The 19719-nt window shown below is 62.2% G+C and carries 18 protein-coding genes; 9 read left to right on the top strand and 9 right to left on the bottom strand.

The window, feature by feature from the left end; all coding sequences use genetic code 11:
* Positions 1-216: 216 nt before the first annotated feature.
* Together G7020_RS17415 and G7020_RS17410 are read left to right on the top strand one after the other, a co-directional pair.
* Positions 217-1272 (top strand): glycosyltransferase family 2 protein, encoded by a 1056-nt coding sequence (locus tag G7020_RS17415; protein ID WP_181086404.1) that lies wholly within the window; start codon positions 217-219, stop codon positions 1270-1272.
* Positions 1273-1381: 109 nt separating this feature from the next.
* Positions 1382-2539: an NAD(P)-dependent oxidoreductase gene (locus G7020_RS17410; RefSeq protein WP_181086425.1), complete on the top strand. Its 1158-nt coding sequence runs from the start codon at positions 1382-1384 to the stop codon at positions 2537-2539.
* Between the two features lie 24 nt (positions 2540-2563).
* Here G7020_RS17410 and G7020_RS17405 read toward each other — a convergent pair whose 3' ends face one another.
* The 9 genes from G7020_RS17405 to G7020_RS17365 form a co-directional block, all read right to left on the bottom strand.
* Positions 2564-2779 carry a hypothetical protein gene (locus G7020_RS17405; protein ID WP_181086403.1) on the bottom strand — a complete coding sequence of 72 codons (216 nt, stop codon included), beginning with the start codon at positions 2777-2779 and terminating at the stop codon, positions 2564-2566.
* A 63-nt stretch (positions 2780-2842) separates the two neighbouring features.
* Positions 2843-3916, bottom strand: a complete 1074-nt coding sequence (locus G7020_RS17400; RefSeq protein ID WP_258189380.1) for a hypothetical protein — start codon at positions 3914-3916, stop codon at positions 2843-2845.
* Positions 3917-3919: 3 nt separating this feature from the next.
* Positions 3920-4168 carry an acyl carrier protein gene (locus G7020_RS17395; RefSeq protein ID WP_181086402.1) on the bottom strand — a complete coding sequence of 83 codons (249 nt, stop codon included), beginning with the start codon at positions 4166-4168 and terminating at the stop codon, positions 3920-3922.
* Positions 4165-6084, bottom strand: a complete 1920-nt coding sequence (locus G7020_RS17390) for an HAD-IIIC family phosphatase (RefSeq protein ID WP_181086401.1) — start codon at positions 6082-6084, stop codon at positions 4165-4167. Before G7020_RS17390 ends, G7020_RS17395 begins: the two co-directional genes overlap by 4 nt.
* 21 nt (positions 6085-6105) lie before the next feature.
* Positions 6106-7644 carry an MBOAT family O-acyltransferase gene (locus tag G7020_RS17385; protein ID WP_181086400.1) on the bottom strand — a complete coding sequence of 513 codons (1539 nt, stop codon included), beginning with the start codon at positions 7642-7644 and terminating at the stop codon, positions 6106-6108.
* Between the two features lie 302 nt (positions 7645-7946).
* On the bottom strand, positions 7947-9287 hold the full coding sequence (locus G7020_RS17380; protein WP_181086399.1) for a short-chain fatty acid transporter: 1341 nt from the start codon (positions 9285-9287) through the stop codon (positions 7947-7949).
* 120 nt (positions 9288-9407) lie between these two features.
* Complete coding sequence (locus G7020_RS17375; protein WP_181086398.1) at positions 9408-10589, bottom strand: acetyl-CoA C-acetyltransferase; 1182 nt, start codon at positions 10587-10589, stop codon at positions 9408-9410.
* A gap of 34 nt (positions 10590-10623) precedes the next feature.
* Entirely contained in the window at positions 10624-11280 is a 657-nt protein-coding gene (locus tag G7020_RS17370) for a CoA transferase subunit B (protein ID WP_181086397.1), read from the bottom strand.
* Positions 11281-11319: 39 nt separating this feature from the next.
* The gene (locus tag G7020_RS17365; RefSeq protein ID WP_181086396.1) at positions 11320-12018 is read right to left on the bottom strand and encodes a CoA transferase subunit A; all 699 of its coding nucleotides are present in this window, start codon (positions 12016-12018) and stop codon (positions 11320-11322) included.
* A 153-nt stretch (positions 12019-12171) separates the two neighbouring features.
* On the opposite strand from G7020_RS17365, the gene G7020_RS17360 reads away from it, so the two are divergent.
* From G7020_RS17360 to G7020_RS17330, 7 genes are all read left to right on the top strand, one after another.
* On the top strand, positions 12172-13089 hold the full coding sequence (locus tag G7020_RS17360) for a LysR family transcriptional regulator (protein ID WP_181086395.1): 918 nt from the start codon (positions 12172-12174) through the stop codon (positions 13087-13089).
* 192 nt (positions 13090-13281) lie between these two features.
* The gene (locus tag G7020_RS17355; protein WP_181086394.1) at positions 13282-14235 is read left to right on the top strand and encodes an AraC family transcriptional regulator; all 954 of its coding nucleotides are present in this window, start codon (positions 13282-13284) and stop codon (positions 14233-14235) included.
* Between the two features lie 230 nt (positions 14236-14465).
* Positions 14466-15827, top strand: a complete 1362-nt coding sequence (gene benA / locus G7020_RS17350) for a benzoate 1,2-dioxygenase large subunit (protein WP_181086393.1) — start codon at positions 14466-14468, stop codon at positions 15825-15827.
* Entirely contained in the window at positions 15828-16316 is a 489-nt protein-coding gene (gene benB, locus G7020_RS17345; RefSeq protein ID WP_181086392.1) for a benzoate 1,2-dioxygenase small subunit, read from the top strand.
* 10 nt (positions 16317-16326) lie between these two features.
* On the top strand, positions 16327-17337 hold the full coding sequence (gene benC, locus G7020_RS17340) for a benzoate 1,2-dioxygenase electron transfer component BenC (RefSeq protein ID WP_181086391.1): 1011 nt from the start codon (positions 16327-16329) through the stop codon (positions 17335-17337).
* A 159-nt stretch (positions 17338-17496) separates the two neighbouring features.
* Positions 17497-18276 carry a 1,6-dihydroxycyclohexa-2,4-diene-1-carboxylate dehydrogenase gene (locus G7020_RS17335; protein WP_181086390.1) on the top strand — a complete coding sequence of 260 codons (780 nt, stop codon included), beginning with the start codon at positions 17497-17499 and terminating at the stop codon, positions 18274-18276.
* Between the two features lie 85 nt (positions 18277-18361).
* Positions 18362-19702 (top strand): MFS transporter, encoded by a 1341-nt coding sequence (locus G7020_RS17330; RefSeq protein ID WP_181086389.1) that lies wholly within the window; start codon positions 18362-18364, stop codon positions 19700-19702.
* The last annotated feature ends 17 nt before the right edge of the window (positions 19703-19719 follow it).

Here is a 19719-nt window from a genome sequence, read left to right as displayed (position 1 = left end):
CCTTGGGGGCGTGAGCGGGGCGATAAGGCAGCAGCGTTTGGCCTGGCTGATCGCCGTGCCAAATGGGTGCGATTAGCAACCGTCGGACCCTTTTCAGGGCGAAAAGGTGAAATGTTTCAGGATTTGTCTTCTGCTGCTTGAACCCTGTTCCGCTTTCCTGGTCGGAGCAGAGCGCTATGCCAACAGCCACCTGTCATCTCGGTCAGAGAGCGAGCCATGGAACAGATATACGCAGTCGTACTGTCGTACAAACGCAAGGATTTGCTCAAACGCTGTCTGGAGAGCATCAATGCCCAGAGCCGCCCCTGTGACGGCATCATCGTGGTTGACAATGCCAGCGGTGACGGGACGCTGGAGATGCTTCTGCAACTTCAGCTACCCACGCTCAGGGTCTACGAGTTGTCGCACAACACCGGCGCATCGGGTGGTTTCAGCGCCGGGTTCCGCATTGCCTACCAGCTGGGCGCCGATTTCGTCTGGATGATGGACGATGATGTCATACCCGAACCGGACGCCCTGCAGCGGCTTGTCGAAGCCGCCGAAACACTTGATGCCCAGGCTCAGCCCCATTCCTTCCTGCTTTCCACTGCCTATACCGAGGACGGGTTGCTGACCAACGTGCCAAATGTCGATGCGCGCAGCAACGCCATCGATTATGAAAACTGGCCGGCCCTGCTGCGGTTCGGCGTGGTTCCGGTGCGTCCGGCGACCTTCGTCTCGATCCTGGTGCCCCGCCTGTCACTGCAACGCTACGGCCTGCCGCTCGCGCCGATGTTCATGTGGGGCGACGATACCGAGTTCACCCTGCGCATCAGCCAGCAGACGCCTGGCTATCTGGTGGCCGCGAGCAGGGTGCTGCACCTGCGGCGGGTCAGCGGCTCGATCGATATCCGCCGCGAAACCGACCCGCAGCGGATTGCGCTGCACCGGCACTTCATCCGCAACGAGCTGTTCATTGCCCGCCGCTACCATCGTTGGCGCCGCGTGCCGGTGCTGGCTGTTTCGCGCCTGGGCCTGGTGGCCCGTCTGCTTCGGCATGGCCAGTTCATCAAGGCACGAATGGTGCTGGCCGGTCTGCTGGAAGCGTTCAATTTCTCGCCTGTGGTGGAAGCGGCCGATGCACCTGTCGAGGCGCTCGGCGTAACCGTGCGCCAGTGGTGTCTGGGACAGGCGGGCGGCGGGCGAGAAGAGACGTTGGCGGTGCAGGATGATCTTCGACTTTGTTGCTCGGCGAGAACGGTTGCAGGGCTCACGGACACCTGTACGGATTGATGGCTTTACGCAAACTTTTTCAAATTGTGACGGTCCGACCTAGGGTCGACAAAAAAGGACTTTCAAGATGACCACAACCCTGAAAAGAGTAGGAGTTTCCGGCACAGGCATGATTTCGCGTTGCTTCGTTCGCCTGATCATGCAGCACTATCCAGATCTGCGGATAACCCGTGTCCTCACGCGCCGGGGCATCGATGCGATTGATGATTTTCCGCTCAGGGAGGCGCTGACCAACTCCATTGATGACCTTGTCGAGCACTCTGATCTTATCGTCGAGTGTTCCGGTGATGTGTTTTTCGGTACGCAGGTCATCGAACGCGCTTTCGAAGCCGGCTTGCCGGTTGTCACCGTGAACGCTGAGTTGCAGGTCACCACGGGTTCCTGGCTGGCAGGCAAGGGGCTGCTCACCGAAGCGGAGGGCGATCAGCCAGGCTCGCTTGCCGCTCTGCACGAAGATGCCGTGCAGATGGGCTTCAAACCGCTCGTGTACGGCAACATGAAGGGCTTTCTCAACCACAACCCCAGCCGGGAAGACATGGCCTACTGGTCGAAGCGGCAGGGGATCAGTATCGATCAGACCACCTCGTTCACCGATGGCACCAAGGTGCAGATCGAGCAGGTGGTGGTGGGCAACGGCTTTGGCGCGAGCATTTCCCGGCCCGGGCTGGAGGGCCTGGCCTCGACCGACCTCAACCGCAGCGCCAGTGTGCTTGGGTTGATCGCGGAAAATCTCGGTCAGCCGATCGTGGATTACGTCATACCCAGCGGTTATCCGGCGGGAGGTGTCTTTCTGGTCTGTCGTCACGATGAAGCCCAGGCTCCGGCCATCGAGTATTTCAAGTTGGGTCCCGGCCCGTACTACGTGCTGTCGCGGCCCTTCCATCTCTGTTCCCTGGAGGTCGGCAAGACGGTACGCAGGGTGCTGGCCGGTGGTGGGGTGTTGCTGAACAACTCGACGAAACCGACGCTGGGTGTCGCGGCCATGGCCAAGCACGAGATGAAGCCCGGCGAGATCATCATGCGCGGTATTGGTGGTTTCGATGTGCGCGGCGAAGCGATACGCCTCGCTGACGAACCTGAGCACGTGCCTATCGGCCTGTTGCGCAATACCGTGCTCAAGCGTGCGCTCGAACCTGGCCAGATGATCACCTTCGATGACATCGAGCTTCAGCCGAGCCGCGTGCTGGATATCATTCTCCAGCAGCGTCAGGAAGCGGGCAGGGCAGATGCTCTCGCAGTCAACAACTATGCCAGGGCGACACTGTAAGTGCCTGCCTGAGCATCTACGGAATCAAGAGGTCGCCAGCTCTTGCGTGCTGGCGCCTGTTTCGCTGCCGGCACTCACCGCATTCCAGACATCCTGCACTATCCGAACCACTGCGCCGCCGAAGCAGTTCGCTTCGGACAAGGCCTCCTGCTCGTTTTCGAATATCGCCAGTACGCTGCCGTATGGGTAGACGACTCCCCATCGCTCGGCCCCAGTAACTGCAGTCTTTGTAGTGTCCATTTGATTTCTTCCCTGGAACTGTTGCGAGATATGACGGAATACAGTCACTTAGATAGCACGGCGTCAAAGCGCCGGCAATCGCCGTTCAGCGGAGGATCTGTGCAGGGCTGCAGCAGTCGGACCGGGCGCGCTTTTACGCAACTGTTCGGCCAGTGCCTTGGTGAATTCCTGTGCGGCTGACCAGCGTAGATGTACCGCATCGACGAAGGCATTCTCCGGCGTGTTCCAGTCCTTGTCGGCGTTCCAGTAGGTGCCGCCAGTCGTGGCCAGGGCACCGGCGATACGCCTGTCGAAATCGGCAAGGAAGGCGCCGTCCGGGTCGTACTTTTCTTTCCACTCAGGGTGCAGCGGGGTGGAAACGACCATCAGCGTGCGGCCTTCGTGTTGCAGTCGTGCGCTCATTTCCAGCAGCGCATCGAAGCAGTTGCGGTCCAGCGCATCCGGGCGGCCATACATCAGGTGGCGGGTGTTGTCGGTCCGCAACGGGCCGTCGCCGAAGCGATTGAACACCAGCGGGTCCCATTCGATCTGACCGGCGCGCTGCGCCTTTACGGTCAGGGCGTTGCGGGCGAGGGAGGCGGGTGCGAAATAGCGCATGTAGTAGCCCCAGTGCGATGCGCCCTCGTACACATAAGGGCTGACATGCTCGCGGTTGAATACCGCTGTCGGAGCCTTCCAGCAGCCGGCGAAATCCTGTGGATTGGCGATCATCACGACGCTGCGAATGCTCGGCTCGCGGTCGAGCAGCCAGTGGCCAACATAGGTCGACTGATTGGCGAACAGCCCGCAGAAAGCGCCGTTCATGGGCCGCAGGCGGGGCATGGCCTGGACCAGGGCGTTGCCATCCACATGCCGCCAGGCCACCGATGAGCCGATGACCAGAAGATTGGGCGAGTCAATCGGGTTGCCTCGCAGGAAGTTGAGTTTCTCGTCGACACAGAGATTGTTGGAGAACGCCGGTGGCGGCAGGTTGCCGGTTCGCTCCAGGCCGAACAGCGTCAGGCAGAACAGCCCCAGTGCGCTGAGCAGACCGGCAACCACGGACAGCAGATAGCGCGTGCGGACCCGGTCCGGTGCGCTGGCTGCCGCTTGCTCGCCGGTGTTGCCGGACCCGGATGCTTCGGCGGTGTAGGGCATGGTCTACCTTCCTGCGAGTCTGGCGCTGATGACCTGGGCGAAGTGACCGACGTTGCGCAGCGATTCCAGCTCCGCGGTGCGGAACTTGATGCCGAAGCGCTGTTCGGCGGCGACCGTGAGCATCACGTGGGTCTGGCTGTCCCAGCCCTCGATGTCATTGGCGGTCATTTCCGGGGTCAGCACGATGCTGTCGTCGTCGAACACGTCGTGAAAGACCGGGGTGAGTGCCTCGATTACGTCTGCTTCGGTCATGCCTTTACCTCGATGAAGTGGCGGGGGGAGCGGTTGGAACCGAGGGCGTAGCGCCAGAAGGTCGCTTCGCTGACGGCCTCGACGGGCGCCGGATGCTGGACGAAGCCCAGCCGTGGATAGTGTTCGGCGACCATGGCGTTGCGTTCGGTGGGCCGGTATTCGCCGATCAATGCACCGTAGCCCGCAGTGCTGGCCGCCTTGGCGAGCACGTCGAGGACGGCTTCTTCGACCTGCCGGCCCAGCACGCGACAGCTCATCAGCCAGCTGTCGATCAGCAGCTCGTCGTCGGCGACGGTCGCGTCCGGTCGGGCCAGCACCACGCTGATCAGACCGTTGTCGCCGAACTTGTCGGTCATGCGGATCGCCAATGCGACCGAGCGCGGGTCGCCGGCGATGCGTTCGACCTCCGCCTCGCTGTAGCGACGTGTGGTGAGGTTGAACTGATTGGTCTTGTTGATCAGCTGGGTGCTGCGGACAAGTTCGGCGGCACCGATGGGCGTGGCGTGCAGCACCATCTGCAGCCCGCGCAGGTAGCCTTCCATGTCGGTGGCCTGGCTCATGGCGGCCTTGCGCTCGGCGTTCAGCGCATAATTGCGCCCGCGCGTGGTGTCGTCCGTAGTAAAGGACACCGCTTCGAAATAGCCGGCTGCGGCGACACGTGCCGGGTAGTCGGCTACGTCTTCGGGCAATTCCGGCACCGCCACCTCTGGTAGCTCGCGCCGCACAATATCGCGCTCGGCCGGGTTGTCATCGACGAAGACCAGGCTGTCCAGGCCGATATCCAGCATCGAGGCGATGCGCCGCAGGTTGCCGGCCTTGTCTTCCCAGTTGGCGACGAAGGCGGCGATGTCGCTGCGTTTGAGCGCCATTTCAGGATGGCTGAACGCCGCCTCAGCGATGCTCAGGTCGTTCTTGCTGCACACCGCGAGGATGATCCCGCGCCGCGCCAGCAGCGCCGCGTAGCGCTGGAAGGCAAGGAAGGCTTCGCCGCTGGGCGAGCCCTGGCCCAGGTGAATGCCATCGAGGCCATCGTCACCGATCACCCCGCCCCACAGCGTGTTGTCCAGATCCAGCACCAGGCATTTGCGCGACAGGCCGGCGCTGGCGGCGGCGATGCGTGCCAACTGGTCGCCATACAAGGGCGCCAGGTTCGGGCTCACCAGCTGCTTGGCCTGGTGCCAGCGCAGCGGTTCGGCCAGGCCGTCGCCGTAGCTGCCGCGCGCCGCTTCCCAGGCGAGATCCATCAGCAGCACGCCGTCTTCCCGGGCGGCGCTGCGGATGGCTGCATTCAAGCGATCGATCACTGCATAAGGTGCCGCAGGCACCAGTGCCTCGAACGAGCCGAAGATGGCTGGATCGGCGGGCACCAGGGTTTGCTGTACCACCTGGGCGGCGAAGCGTTCACGGGCGCGACGCCAGAGCAGGCGCAGCTCGTCGACACGCTCGGTCACGGCTGCATCCACATCCTCCGGCGAGGCCTCCAGCGGCAGTTGCAGGGGCGCGTCGCGGACATCCAGCGCCAGGACGATCAGTTGCGGAGCGAAGCTCGTCAGCGCCGGGTCGTCCATCAGCAGTGCCTGGCGGTACATGCCATAGGGCGCGACATGCACCGAGAGCGCCAAGCGCCGCTGCAAGCCGGCGACGCGAATCGCCGGCACCAGGTGATCCACCGTATGCGAGGCGAGCAGCGCGATACGCAGAGGCCGCAAGCCTGAAGCGGATGCTCCGCCGTTGGCCACCGCCTGCAAGCCTTCGCTTGCCAGCCGGTCCAGGCGGGTGGTCAGGGTGAAGTCCCGTCGATAGCCTGCGAGCCGTGTGGCCGCTGCGAGTCGTGCGAGCGGGTCGGGCTCGCGCTTGGCTTCGCCGATAGCGGCGCTCAGGTCTGGATGTTCGGCTAGCCAGAGAAGCTGATCCATTAGCCATTCGCTCCTTTTGCGTCAGAACTGGAAGTAGAGAAACTCGGTAGGCGCCACGGAGAAAGCCACGGCGAGAGCGAAGAAGCCCAGTACGCCGATGGCCACGCCGATGACCGGTGTCGGGCTCCACGAAGCGACGGGAAGCCAGCGCAGCAGCCAGCTTTCGCGTGGCTGCGCATCCAGGGCGGTGCGGAAACGCGCCATCCATTGCTGCACGTTGGGCATCAGCCAGACGAAGGCGAGCAGCAGTGCCAGGGTGAGGTAGTCCGACTTGTCGAACTTGGTGCTCAGCTCGCTCAGGCCGAGCATGCCTGACAGCATCGCCAGCGCCGCCGGGACGCTTTCGGCACGGAAGAACACCATCGCCACGACCACGCAGAGGAAGGTCAGCAGCACGGCGGTGCAATGATGCAGGCGCTTGTCGCTGTCGAGCGGCAGGCCCCGGCGCGCCTTCCAGGCCCGGAAGCCATGGGCGACCACCAGGTAGAAGCCATGCAGCAGGCCGAACACCACGAACTGCCAGCCTGCGCCATGCCAGATGCCGGAGATGAACATGGTCAGCACGGTGGGGTAGGCTACCAGGACGACTAAGGTGCCCAGGCTCATCTTCCCCCGGCGAGGCAGTGGTTTGCCCGCCGCCATGCGTGAACGGGTGATGCGCATGACGATGGGGTTGTAGATATAGGCCGTGAGAAAGCGCGTCAGCGTCATGTGCCAGCGTGACCAGTAATCGATGAGGTTGTGCGCCTTGAACGGGCTGTTGAAGTTCACCGGCAGACGCAGCCCGAACAGCAGCCCCAGGCCTATGGCCATATCGCTGTAGCCGGAGAAGTCGAAGTAGATCTGCAGCGTATAGGCGAGCGCGCCGAACCAGGCGTCGTAAAGCGCCGGAACGCTGCCGTCGGCAGCGACCGCGAAGATCGGCGAGGCCTGGGCGCCCAGCGGGTCGGCGATGATCACCTTCTTGAACAGGCCGAGCACGAATATCGTCAGGCCCAGAGAGATATTGTCCAGCCGCGGACGAAAGGTGCTGTGGTCCTTGAATTGTTTGAGCATCTCGCCGTGATGGGTGATCGGGCCGGCGATCAGTTGCGGGAAGAAGCTGATGAACAGGCAGTAATTGACGAAATCATGTTCGCTCACTTCGCCGTCATGGGCGTCCACCAGATAGGCGATCTGCTGGAAGGTGAAGAAGGAGATCGCCAGCGGCAGGATGATATCGCCCACCGACCAGCCCAGGCCAAAGGCCTCGTCGAGTGTGCCGAACAGGAAGCCGGTGTACTTGTAGTAGCCGAGCAGCGCCACGTTGGCCCCGACGCCGAGCACCAGCAGCGTCCGCGATGGCCTGCGCCTCAGGCATCCGCCGATCAGGTAGTTTGTCACCATGCTGCCGATCAGCAGTGGCACATAGATGGGGTTCCACCAGCCGTAGAACACCAGCGACGCCAGCGTCAGCCAGATGGCGGCAGAACGTTGCCTGCCAGTCCCTGCAAGCAGGATAAAGCCAAGAAGAACCACCGGCAGAAAGCCGGCGATGAACACCATGGAGTTGAAGAGCATCGGTCTTTCCTTTGCGAGTCTTCAATGCCGTCCCTGTCGAGACGGCGGCTGCTTGCGAGCATCCATTGCCGAATGCTCGCCCCTCCCATTGCACGCAACGAAATGTCGCGTTGCAGCCAGGCCTCGTTCCTTGTCGCTACTACGGAATCAGATCCCAGTCCGTTAACTGCGACACTGTCTGTAACGAAAAATTTGTGCCGCTCGTCGTCCGCGCGGGGAACCAATTGCGATAGCTGGAAAAAAGAAACCCCGCATGAGCGGGGTTTCGTCAGTAACCGAAGCGCGATGTCTTATGTCGGTTTTTAGGTGAGGAAATAGAAACAGCCGGAAATGACCACGCCCGAGTACACCAGGATCAACAGGCAGTAACCCATGATGTCGCGTGCGCCGAGGCCGACGATAGCCAGAATCGGCAGCGCCCAGAACGGCTGGATCATGTTGGTCCAGGCATCGCCCCAGGCAATCGCCATGGCCGTGACCGCCGGAGCCACGCCCAGGGCTTCGCCAGCCGGCAGCATGATCGGGCCTTGCACCGCCCATTGGCCACCACCGGACGGCACGAAGACGTTGACCAGGCCGGCACTGAGGAAGGCCAGCATGGGGAAGGTATCGACCGTCGACCAGGCGATGAAGGTGTCGGTGATCTGTTTGCCCAGCGACAGGCCGTCGGCATTGGCGCCGACCATCATGCCCATGATCCCGGCGTAGAAGGGGAACTGGATGACGATGCCGCTGATGCCGCCGATGCCGTCCTGCACCGCACGCATGTAGCGCTCCGGGGAACCATGCAGCGCCAGGCCTATGAACAGGAACAGGCCGATGACGATGTTCAGCGTCAGCGCAAAACCGTTCTCGGCGAAATAGTAGATGAAGTAAACGGCGCCCAGGGCAACGATGATCAGGTTCAGTATTTTGCTGTCATCCAGGCGCTGTGCGATGGTTTCGTGTGGCAGCGGTTCGTGTACCGGGTCGACCAGCAGGGCCGGGTCGGCGACTTTTGGCTGCTTGGGGTGCATGGCCCAGTTGAGCAGCGGCAGGCCGATGACCAGCAGGGCAATGATGGTCAGATTGAGGGGCGTGAACAGGGTATCGCCGACGCCAATGGCGGAGGTGATGACCCCGCCGGTCATGCGCTCCAGGTCGGCGCCGCCGCTGGCCAGCGACAGCGGGACCGAACCGGACAGGCCGCCATGCCAGATGAGGAAGCCCGAATAGGCCGCCGCCACCAGCAAGGGGTAGTCGACGCCCTTGACCTCGCGCGCCAGGGCGCGGGCGAATACGGCACCGATCACCAGACCGAAGCCCCAGTTGATCCAGGAGCCAGCCAGCGCGACCAGTGTCACCATGACCACGGCGCGACCTGGCGTGCGAGCTATTCGAGCCAGACCGCCCAGCAGACGGTGGATGGCCGGTGCGCTGGCCAGGGCATGGCCGGTGACCAGAATCAGTGACATCTGCATGGCGAAGGTCAGCAACGTCCAGAAGCCGGTGCCCCAGTGCCTGGCCATGGCAGGCAAGCCCTGGCCGGTCGTCATCATGCTCGCGGCCAGCACGAACAGGCTGAGGAGAATCGCAAATACGAACGGTGAGGGCAGGTAACGCTGGACGAGCCTTACGCTCAAGGCGGTAATGGTGTTAATCATCGTTGAAATCCTTCTTTATTCTTTTTGTCAGGCATCGCCTGCCATGCCCATGACGACACAGCGCAGCGAGCCCTTGGTTGTTGCTTGCACGATGCTCAATGTGACGGGGCGTGCTGAAAATCAGCTCCGTTCCAGTGCCAGCGCCACACCCTGGCCGCCGCCGATGCAGAGGGTCGCGAGTCCCTTTTTCGCATCGCGGCGGATCATTTCGTGCAGCAGGCTGACCAGGATCCGGCAGCCGGAGGCACCGATGGGATGGCCAAGGGCGATGGCGCCGCCGTTGACGTTGACCTTGCCCGCGTCCCAGCCCAGCTCCTGGCCGACCGACAGCGCCTGGGCGGCGAAGGCTTCGTTGGCTTCGATCAGGTCCAGTTCATCCAGCGTCCAACCGGCTTTGTCCAGGCAGCGGCGAGTGGCCGAAACGGGGGCAATGCCCATGACCGCCGGGTCTACGCCGGCATTGGCGTAGGCCTTGATGCGCGCCAGCACCGGCAGCCCGAGCGCCCTGGCCTTGTCCGCGCTCATCAGCAGCACCGCCGCCGCACCGTCATTGAGCGAAGAGGCGTTGCCGGCGGTGACCGAACCGTCCTTCTTGAAGGCAGGCCTGAGCCTGGCCAGCGATTCGGCAGTGGTGCCGGCACGTGGCTGCTCATCGGTGTCGAAACGCAGCGGCTCGCCTTTGCGCTGAGGGATTTCGATGGGAGTGATCTCGTCCTTGAAGCGACCGGCCTCGATGGCGGCAACGGCCTTCTGCTGCGAGGCTGCGGCGAAGGCATCCTGGGCTTCACGGCTGATGCCGTACTTGTCCACCAGGTTCTCGGCGGTGATACCCATGTGGAAGTCGTTGAAGGCATCCCAGAGGCCGTCGCTGATCATGCTGTCGACCAGTTCGGCATGACCCATGCGCAACCCGGTGCGGGCTTTGGGCAGTACGTAGGGCGCCAGGCTCATGTTCTCCTGGCCACCGGCGATGATTACCTCGGCATCGCCGCAACGAATCGCCTGGGTCGCCAGGTGCAGCGCCTTGAGGCCGGAGCCGCAGACCTTGTTCAGGGTGAAGGAGGGCACTGCATGCGGCAGGCCGGCTTTGACCGAGGCCTGTCGTGCCGGGTTCTGGCCCGCGCCGGCAGTGAGTACCTGGCCGAGAATGACTTCATCGACTTCGGCGGGGTTCAGGCCGGTCTGCTCCAGCAGGCGCCTGATCACGGCAGCGCCCAACGCCGGTGCGGAAATGTTGGCCAGCGCCCCCTGAAAGGCGCCGATGGCAGTACGGGTGGCGGCGACGATAACGACGTCTTGCATGGTTGTGCTCCGGGAAAATTCCGATCAAATGGGTTTAGAAGGACATTTCCGGTACGTCATCCGGGACCACCAGTTTTCCGGCGGTCTTGGCGACGATTTCCTCGATGCTCACCCCTGGTGCGCGCTCCTTGAGCACGAAGGCGCCGTCCTCGATTTCCAGATAGGCCAGATCGGTCAGCACACGCTTGATGCAGCCGGCGCCGGTCAGCGGCAGGGTGCATTTGGATAGCAGTTTGGATTCGCCGTCCTTCGAGGCGTGGGTCATCAGCACGATGATGTTGTCCGCGCCGGCCACCAGGTCCATCGCGCCGCCCATGCCCTTGACCAGCTTGCCGGGGATCATCCATGAGGCGATGTTGCCGTTCACATCCACCTCGAAGGCGCCGAGCACGGTCAGGTCGATGTGGCCACCGCGGATCATCGCGAAGGATTCGGCGGAGTCGAAAATGGAAGCGCCAATGCGCGCGGTGACGGTCTGCTTGCCGGCGTTGATCATGTCGGCGTCGAGCTCTGCCTCGGTGGGGAAAACGCCCATGCCGAGCAGGCCGTTCTCCGATTGAAGCATCACTTCCATGCCGTCGGGCACGTAGTTGGCCACCAGCGTCGGGATGCCGATGCCGAGGTTGACGTAAAAGCCGTCCTGCAATTCACGGGCGACGCGCTGCGCCATTTGTTCGCGGGTTAGTGCCATGGGTTTCAGCCTCTTGTTTTTTTAGAACTGCGACAGGTTTCAGCTGCGCACGGTGCGCTTCTCGATGCGCTTCTCGAAGGTGCCGCAGATGAGGCGGTCGACGTAGATACCGGGCGTGTGGATCTGCGCGGGGTCGATTTCGCCGGGCGCGACGATCTCTTCGACCTCGACCACGGTGATCTTCCCGGCTGCTGCGGCCAGCGGATTGAAGTTCTGCGCGGTGTGGCGGTAGATCAGGTTGCCGTAATGGTCGGCTTTCCAGGCCTTGACGATGGCGAAGTCACCGGTGATGGCCTGTTCGAGAATGTGTGGACGACCGTTGAATTCCCGCACTTCCTTGCCTTCGGCGACGGGCGTGCCATAGCCGGTGGCGGTGTAGAAGGCAGGAATTCCGGCGCCGCCGGCGCGCATCTTCTCGGCCAGGGTGCCCTGGGGGGTCAGTTCGACTTCCAGCTCGCCATCGAGCAACTGCCTTTCGAACAGGGCGTTCTCGCCGACATAGGAAGCGATCATCTTGCGGATCTGCCGGTCTTCGAGCAGCAGGCCAAGACCGAAACCGTCGACGCCGCAGTTGTTGGAAACCACCGTCAGATCGCGCGTGCCCTTGCGCTTGATCTCGGCAATCAGGTTTTCCGGGATGCCGCACAGGCCGAAGCCGCCGGCCAGAACGGTCATGCCGTCCTGCAATCCTTCCAGCGCCTCGGCATAGCTGCTGACGCGTTTGTCGAAACCAGCCATAAATAAGTCCTTCTTGTTTTTTGGAGACTCGTCGAGACCGAGTGTTTCTCCGACTGAGTCATTTGTTAAGTTGATTTTTGCGTACTATTGATTGGTAATTCGAAACAGTCTTCAGGCAAATACCGTGTTGCCTGCGTATTCGAGAGTAAGCAAATGACAGTCAAGCAGCTGCGCGCCTTCCTTGCCGTCGCACAATCGCTGAGCTTTGTTCAAGCGTGCGAGCGCCTGCATCTGTCGCAGTCGGCGCTGAGCCTGACCATCAAGGCACTGGAAGAAGGGCTGGGCGGACGGCTGTTCAGCCGCACCACGCGGGCCGTCAGCCTGACGCCTGAAGGCGAAGTGCTGCTGCCGCTGGCGCGCCGGCTGCTGGCTGACTGGGATAATGCCGAGGACGAGTTGCGCCAGCGCTTCACCCTGCGTCAGGGGCGGGTGGCGCTGGCTTCGATGCCTTCCTTCGCCGGCAATCTGCTGCCGCCGGTGCTGCGTTCGTTTCGCCAGCGCTACCCCTCGATCAGCGTCACCGTGCATGACGTCATCAACGAACAGGTCATGGAGATGGTGCGCGACCGGCAGGTCGAACTGGGCATCGCCTTCGAGCCGGAGCCCGGTATGCCGCTGGATTTCACGCCTTTGTACAGCGACCGTTTCGTGGCCGTGGTGCCTGCCGATTCGGCGCTGGCCGGTTGCGCCGAGTTGGCCTGGCGGCAGTTGCTCGATTATCCCTTTATCGCCCTGCAACGACCCTCAACCGTGCGCTTTATGCTGGAAGATCATCTTCGCCAGCGTGGCTGGGTGTTGCCGGTGCAGTTTGAAAGTCATCAGTTGGCAACCGTCGGTCGCATGGTCGCCAGCGGTCTGGGCGTCAGCGCAGTACCGGCATTGTGCCAGGCACAGATGCTCGAACTGGGCGCCTGTTGCGTCGCGCTGACGGAGCCGCTGATCGAACGACCGGTTGGCATCCTCACCAAACCCGGTCATGAGCTGTCGGTCGCGGCGCAGGCCATTGCCGATACATTGTGTGCGGCGACAGGTTATCCGGATACGGGCGGGGCGATTGTGTCGGGAAAATGACCATATGGTCATTGTCGTCCGAAAGCGTGCGATTATCGGGCGGGTCGGCTGTTGGCCCTTGGTCGAATCTCATATGCTTCAAACCAGCGATATTCTGCTTCGCGACCGGAACGAGCCATTGCGTGTTCTGGAGCGATGATGGACGAGGGCCTGTAGAGCCCGGCTTCACCTATAACTATAAGAGTGCCTGTGATGGTCAGTCTGCTGGGTACAAGAAATACGATCTTCGAGCATGCCGATCCCCATGCGGTGTCGGACTACGTCAATCAGCACGTCGGCACGCACTGCATTCAGCTGCCACGCGCCGGCAGCCCGCAGGCCAGCCTGAGCCATTGCAGTTTCGGCAAGCTGGACCTGTGCCAGATCAGCTACGGCGGCAGCGTGCATGTCACCTCTCCGGCACTGGAAACCATCTACCACCTGCAGTTGCTGCAGCGCGGCCATTGCCTGTGGCGCGGGCGCGGCCAGGAGCATTACTTCACCCCCGGTGAACTGTTGCTGATCAATCCGGACGATCCGGTCGATCTGACCTATTCCGACGATTGCGAGAAGCTGATCGTCAAACTGCCGGCTTCCTTTCTCGAACAGGCCTGCACCGACAACCAGTGGCGTGCGCCGAGCGAAGGCATTCGTTTCACGACCAGCCGTTACGATCTCGGCAAGCTCGAAGGCATCGAAGGGCTGCTCGGCCTGATCTGCCAGGAAGCGCAAGCCGAACACTGCGTTGCACAACTGCAGGAGCAATACGGTCGCATCATCGCCTCGAAGCTGCTGTGCACCCTTGCCAGCAATATTCAGCGTGAGCCGCTGGGTGATAGCTGTCCCTCGTTCGGGCGCATCGCCGACTACATCGATGAGCACCTGAAAAAGGATATTTCCGTCGAGCAACTGGCCCAGCTGGCGCACATGAGTCCGCGCTCGCTCTACATGCTGTTCGAGCGCAGGGTCGGCACGACGCCCAAGTCCTACATTCGGCAGAAGAAGCTGGAGCAGATTCACGGTCGCCTGAGCGATCCTTCGGCCAAGGTCCGCAACATCACCGAAATCGCCATGGACTACGGTTTCCTGCACCTGGGCCGGTTCTCGGAAAGCTACAAGAGCACCTTCGGCGAGCTGCCGTCCGACACGCTGCGCCGACACCACTGAGTCCCCTTCGAGCTGCCTGTCGGTAAACGTCGGCGGCTCTTTTTTCTTCCCTGTCTTCTTTGTCCTTCCCGCTCCTGCCAACAGGCGCGGGCAGCCGGCTTGCGTCTGTGTTGCGACTTTGTGTCGCATTGCAGAAAGCGGATAGAGGTGCTGCAGAAAAAGGATATTGATGACATTCGCTGCGCCGTAACCTTCATCACGTAGAAACAATAACAATGGAGGCCCCGGCCATGTCCCTGGGAATCGAATACCTTGATTCGCTGCTGGAAGAAAACAAAGAGAAGGGCATCTTTCGCTGCAAGCGTGAAATGTTCACAAATCCTCAGTTGTTCGACCTGGAGATGAAGCACATCTTCGAGGGCAACTGGATTTATCTCGCCCACGAGAGCCAGATTCCCGAGAAGAACGACTACTACACCACCCAGATGGGTCGTCAGCCGATCTTCATTGCACGCAACAAGGAAGGCGAACTGAATGCCTTCATCAATGCCTGCAGTCATCGCGGCGCCACGCTCTGTCGCTTCAAGAGCGGCAACAAGGCTACCTATACCTGCCCGTTCCATGGCTGGACCTTCAACAACTCGGGCAAGCTGCTCAAGGTCAAGGACCCCAAGGAAGCGGGCTATCCGGACAGCTTCGACTGTGACGGTTCCCACGATCTGAAAAAGGTCGCCCGCTTCGAGTCCTACCGTGGTTTCCTGTTCGGCAGCCTGCGTGAAGACGTCGCCCCGCTGGAAGAATTCCTCGGCGAGTCGAGAAAGATCATCGACATGGTGGTCGACCAGTCGCCTGAAGGCATCGAAGTCCTGCGCGGCTCCTCCACCTACGTCTATGAAGGCAACTGGAAGCTGCAGGCCGAGAACGGCGCCGACGGCTACCACGTCACCGCCGTGCACTGGAACTACGCCGCCACTCAGCAACAGCGCAAGCTGAAAGAGGCCGGCGACGATATCCGCGCCATGAGCGCCGGCGGCTGGGGCAAGAAGGGCGGTGGTTTCTACTCCTTCGAGAATGGCCATCTGCTGCTCTGGACGCGCTGGGACAACCCCGAAGACCGTCCGCTCTATGCCCGCCGCGACGAGCTGATCGCCGAGTACGGCCAGGCGCGTGCCGACTGGATGATCGAGCATTCGCGCAACCTCTGCCTGTACCCGAACCTGTACCTGATGGACCAGTTCGGCTCGCAGCTGCGCATCGCCCGACCGCTTTCGGTGGACAAGACCGAAGTCACCATCTACTGCATCGCGCCCAAGGGCGAGTGTGCCGAAGCCCGCGCCCGCCGTATCCGCCAGTACGAAGACTTCTTCAACGCCAGCGGCATGGCCACGCCGGACGACCTGGAAGAATTCCGCGCCTGCCAGCAGGGCTTCGCCGGCCAGGCAATGGAATGGAACGACATGTCCCGTGGCGCCAAGCACTGGATAGAGGGTGCCGACGAGAGTGCCAGGGGCATCGACCTGCACCCGCTGATGAGTGGTGCGCGTACCGAAGACGAGGGGCTGTTCGTGCTGCAGCACCATTACTGGCAGCAGGAAATGATCAAGGCCAGCAAGGAAGAACAGGACAAGCTGATTCACGTGGAGGGCGCGTAAATGACCATTTCCTACGAAGCCGCGCGTGACTTCCTCTACCGCGAAGCCCGCTACCTCGACGACAAGGACTGGGACAGCTGGCTGGAACTGTACGCTCCCGACGCCACCTTCTGGATGCCGGCCTGGGATGACCGCGACCAGCTCACCGAAGACCCGCAGACGGAAATCTCGCTGATCTGGTACGGCAACCGTGGCGGTCTGGAAGACCGGGTCTTCCGCATCCGTACCGAGCGTTCCAGCGCGACCATTCCCGATACCCGCACCTCGCACAACATCAGCAACCTGGAGCTGATCGAGCAGGGCGAGGGCTTCTGCAAGCTGCGCTTCAACTGGCACACCATGAGCTTCCGCTACAAGACGGTCGATCACTACTACGGCACCAGCTTCTACACCCTGGATACCCGTGGCGAAAGCCCGCTGATCAAGGCCAAGAAAGTGGTGCTGAAGAACGACTACATCCGCCATTTGATCGACGTGTACCACGTGTAGAGGTCCTGCCATGACTCACCAGATCGCATTGAATTTCGAGGACGGGGTTACCCGTTTCATCGAGGCCAATCTCGGCGAAACCGTCGCCGATGCCGCCTATCGCCAAGGCATCAACATTCCGCTGGACTGCCGCGATGGCGCCTGCGGCGCCTGCAAGTGCTTCGCCGAAGCGGGCACCTACGACCTCGGTGACGAGTACATCGAGGACGCGCTGAGCGAAGACGAGGTCGAGCAGGGTTATGTGCTGACCTGCCAGATGCGCGCCGAGAGCGACTGCGTGGTTCGTGTGCCGGCGTCATCGCACGTGTGCAAGACCGAACAGGTCAGTTTCGAAGCGGCGATCAGCGATGTGCGCCAGCTCTCCGAAAGCACCATCACCCTGTCGGTCAAGGGCGAGGCGCTGACCCGGCTGGCGTTCCTGCCGGGGCAGTACGTCAACCTCAAGGTGCCGGGCAGTGACCAGACCCGCGCCTATTCCTTCAGCTCGCTGCCCAGGGATGGCGAAGTCAGCTTCCTGATTCGCAACGTGCCGGGTGGGCTGATGAGCAGCTTCCTCACCGGACTGGCCAAGGCCGGCGACAGCCTGACCCTGGCGGGTCCGCTGGGCAGCTTTTACCTGCGCGACATCAAGCGTCCACTGCTGTTGCTGGCGGGCGGCACGGGACTGGCGCCCTTCACCGCCATGCTGGAGAAGATTGCCGAACAGGGCAGCGAGCATCCGCTGCATCTGATCTACGGCGTGACCCTCGATCACGATCTGGTGGAAATGGACAAGCTCGAAGCCTTCGCCGCGCGCATCCCCAATTTCACCTACAGCGCCTGCGTGGCCAGCCCCGACAGCGCCTGGCCGCACAAGGGCTACGTCACCCAGCACATCGAACCGAAGCACCTCAATGACGGCGAAGTGGACATCTACCTCTGCGGTCCGCCGCCGATGGTCGAGGCCGTCAGCCAGTTCATCCGCGAGCAGGGCCTGCAACCGGCGAACTTCTACTACGAGAAATTCGCCGCCAGCGCCTGAGGCCAGATATGGCACGACCTTGTAGGAGCGGGCTTGCCCGCGAAAAAAGGCCAGCAGGTTCGCCTGGATCAACGCACCGAACAGCTTCGCGAGCAATGGCTGAGCGCCCCTCTCGTTCCTACAGGGGTTGTGCATCACTTCGACCACGAGGAAAGGTAGATGAACAAGCGTTTCGAAAACAGAGTCGCGGTTATCACCGGTGCCGCCCAGGGCATCGGTCGCCGTGTGGCCGAACGCATGGGCGAAGAGGGTGGCCGGCTGCTGCTGGTGGACCGCTCCGAGCTAGTCCATGAACTGGCCGACGAGCTGGGCGCAAAGGGTGTCGAGGTGCTGACCCTGACCGCCGATCTTGAGCAGTTTGCCGATTGCCACCGCGTCATGGATGCCGCGAAGGAGCGCTTCGGGCGTCTCGACATCCTCGTCAACAACGTCGGCGGGACCATCTGGGCCAAGCCGTTCGAGCATTACCAGGAACACGAGATCGAGGCCGAAGTGCGCCGCTCGCTGTTCCCCACGCTCTGGTGCTGCCATGCCGCGTTGCCGCACATGCTGGAGCAGGGTGCGGGCGCCATCGTCAACGTGTCGTCCATCGCTACCCGCAGCCTCAACCGCGTGCCTTACGGCGCGGCCAAGGGCGGTGTGAATGCGCTGACCGCCTGCCTCGCCTTCGAGAACGCCCAGCGCGGCATTCGCGTCAATGCCACCGCACCGGGCGGCACCGAGGCGCCGCCACGACGTATCCCGCGCAACAGCTTTGATTCGAGCGAGCAGGAGAAGGTCTGGTATCAGCAGATCGTCGATCAGACCCTCGATTCCACGCAGATGAAGCGCTACGGAACCATCGATGAGCAGGCCGGCGCCATCCTGTTTCTGGCTTCCGACGATGCCAGCTACATCACTGGCGTAACCCTGCCGGTAGGCGGTGGTGATCAGGGTTGATGGTAGGGACGGCTTTTCGTGGGAGCGGCTTCAGCCGCGAATGACACAACGCAGTTGCACAACAAAAACAATAGGAAGCTTTGCCATGCGTAAAGTAGATGTTCACGACGTCATTGATAATGCCCGTTTCAACCAGTTCCACTGGCTGGTCATGTGCCTGTGCGCACTGCTGCTGATCTTCGACGGCTACGACCTGTTCATCTACGGCGTGGTATTGCCGGTAATCATGCAGGAGTGGGGGCTGACCCCGCTGCAGGCCGGTGCGCTGGGCAGTTACGCGCTGTTCGGGATGATGTTCGGCGCGCTGATCTTCGGCACCCTGGCCGACCGTATCGGGCGCAAGAAGGGCATCGCCATCTGCTTCGTGCTGTTCAGCGCCGCCACGGTGCTCAACGGTTTCGCCAGCACACCGACCGAATTCGGCATCTTCCGCTTTCTTGCCGGCCTCGGTTGCGGTGGGCTGATGCCCAACGTGGTGGCGCTGATGAACGAGTACGCGCCGAAGAAACTGCGCAGCACCCTGGTCGCCATCATGTTCAGCGGCTACTCGCTGGGCGGCATGTTCTCCGCCGGCCTGGGCATCTACATGCTGCCGCGTTTCGGCTGGGAAGCGATGTTCTTCGCCGCTGCGGTGCCGCTGCTGCTGTTGCCGGTGATTCTCTGGAAACTGCCGGAGTCGGTGGGTTTTCTGGTGCGCCAGGGGCGCACGGATGAGGCGCGCGAGTTGCTGCAAAAAATCCAGCCGAAGCGGACCTTCACCGCTGACGATGTGCTGGAGCTGGCCGAGACCAAGGGCAAGAGCGCCTCGGTGATAGAGCTGTTTCGCGGTGGTCGCCTGCTCGGCACGCTGTCGATCTGGGTGGCCTTCTTCTGCTGCCTGCTGATGGTCTACGCGCTGGGCTCCTGGCTGCCGAAGCTGATGGCCAACGCCGGTTACAGCCTGGGGTCGAGCCTGTCCTTCCTGCTGGCGCTGAACTTCGGCGGCATGTTCGGGGCGATTCTCGGCGGCTGGCTGGGCGACCGCTTCAATCTGGCCAAGGTCGTGGTGGTGTTCTTCGCTGTGTCCGTGGTTTCCATCAGCCTGCTGGGCTTCAAGACGCCGACGCCGGTGCTCTACAGCCTGATCACCATCGCCGGCGCCACCGTGATCGGCACGCAGATTCTGCTCTACGCCTGCGCCGCGCAGTTCTATGGCCTGTCGATCCGCTCCACGGGTCTGGGCTGGGCCTCGGGCATTGGCCGCAACGGCGCCATCGTCGGCCCGCTGCTCGGCGGCGCGCTGCTGGGGATCAACCTGCCCCTGCAACTGAACTTCATCGCCTTCGCCATTCCCGGCGTCATCGCGGCGCTCGCCATGACCCTGTTCGTGGTCTCGAAAAGGCGTGAAGGCGCCGTCCCGGCCCCGCTGATGGCAGCCAAAGCCTGAATTCATACGTACCGAGG

Source organism: Stutzerimonas stutzeri (assembly GCF_013522825.1).
GTDB lineage: Bacteria > Pseudomonadota > Gammaproteobacteria > Pseudomonadales > Pseudomonadaceae > Stutzerimonas > Stutzerimonas stutzeri_AK.
The sequence above is the reverse complement of the archived record's forward strand: the minus strand, read 5'-3'. Positions and strand labels throughout refer to the sequence as shown.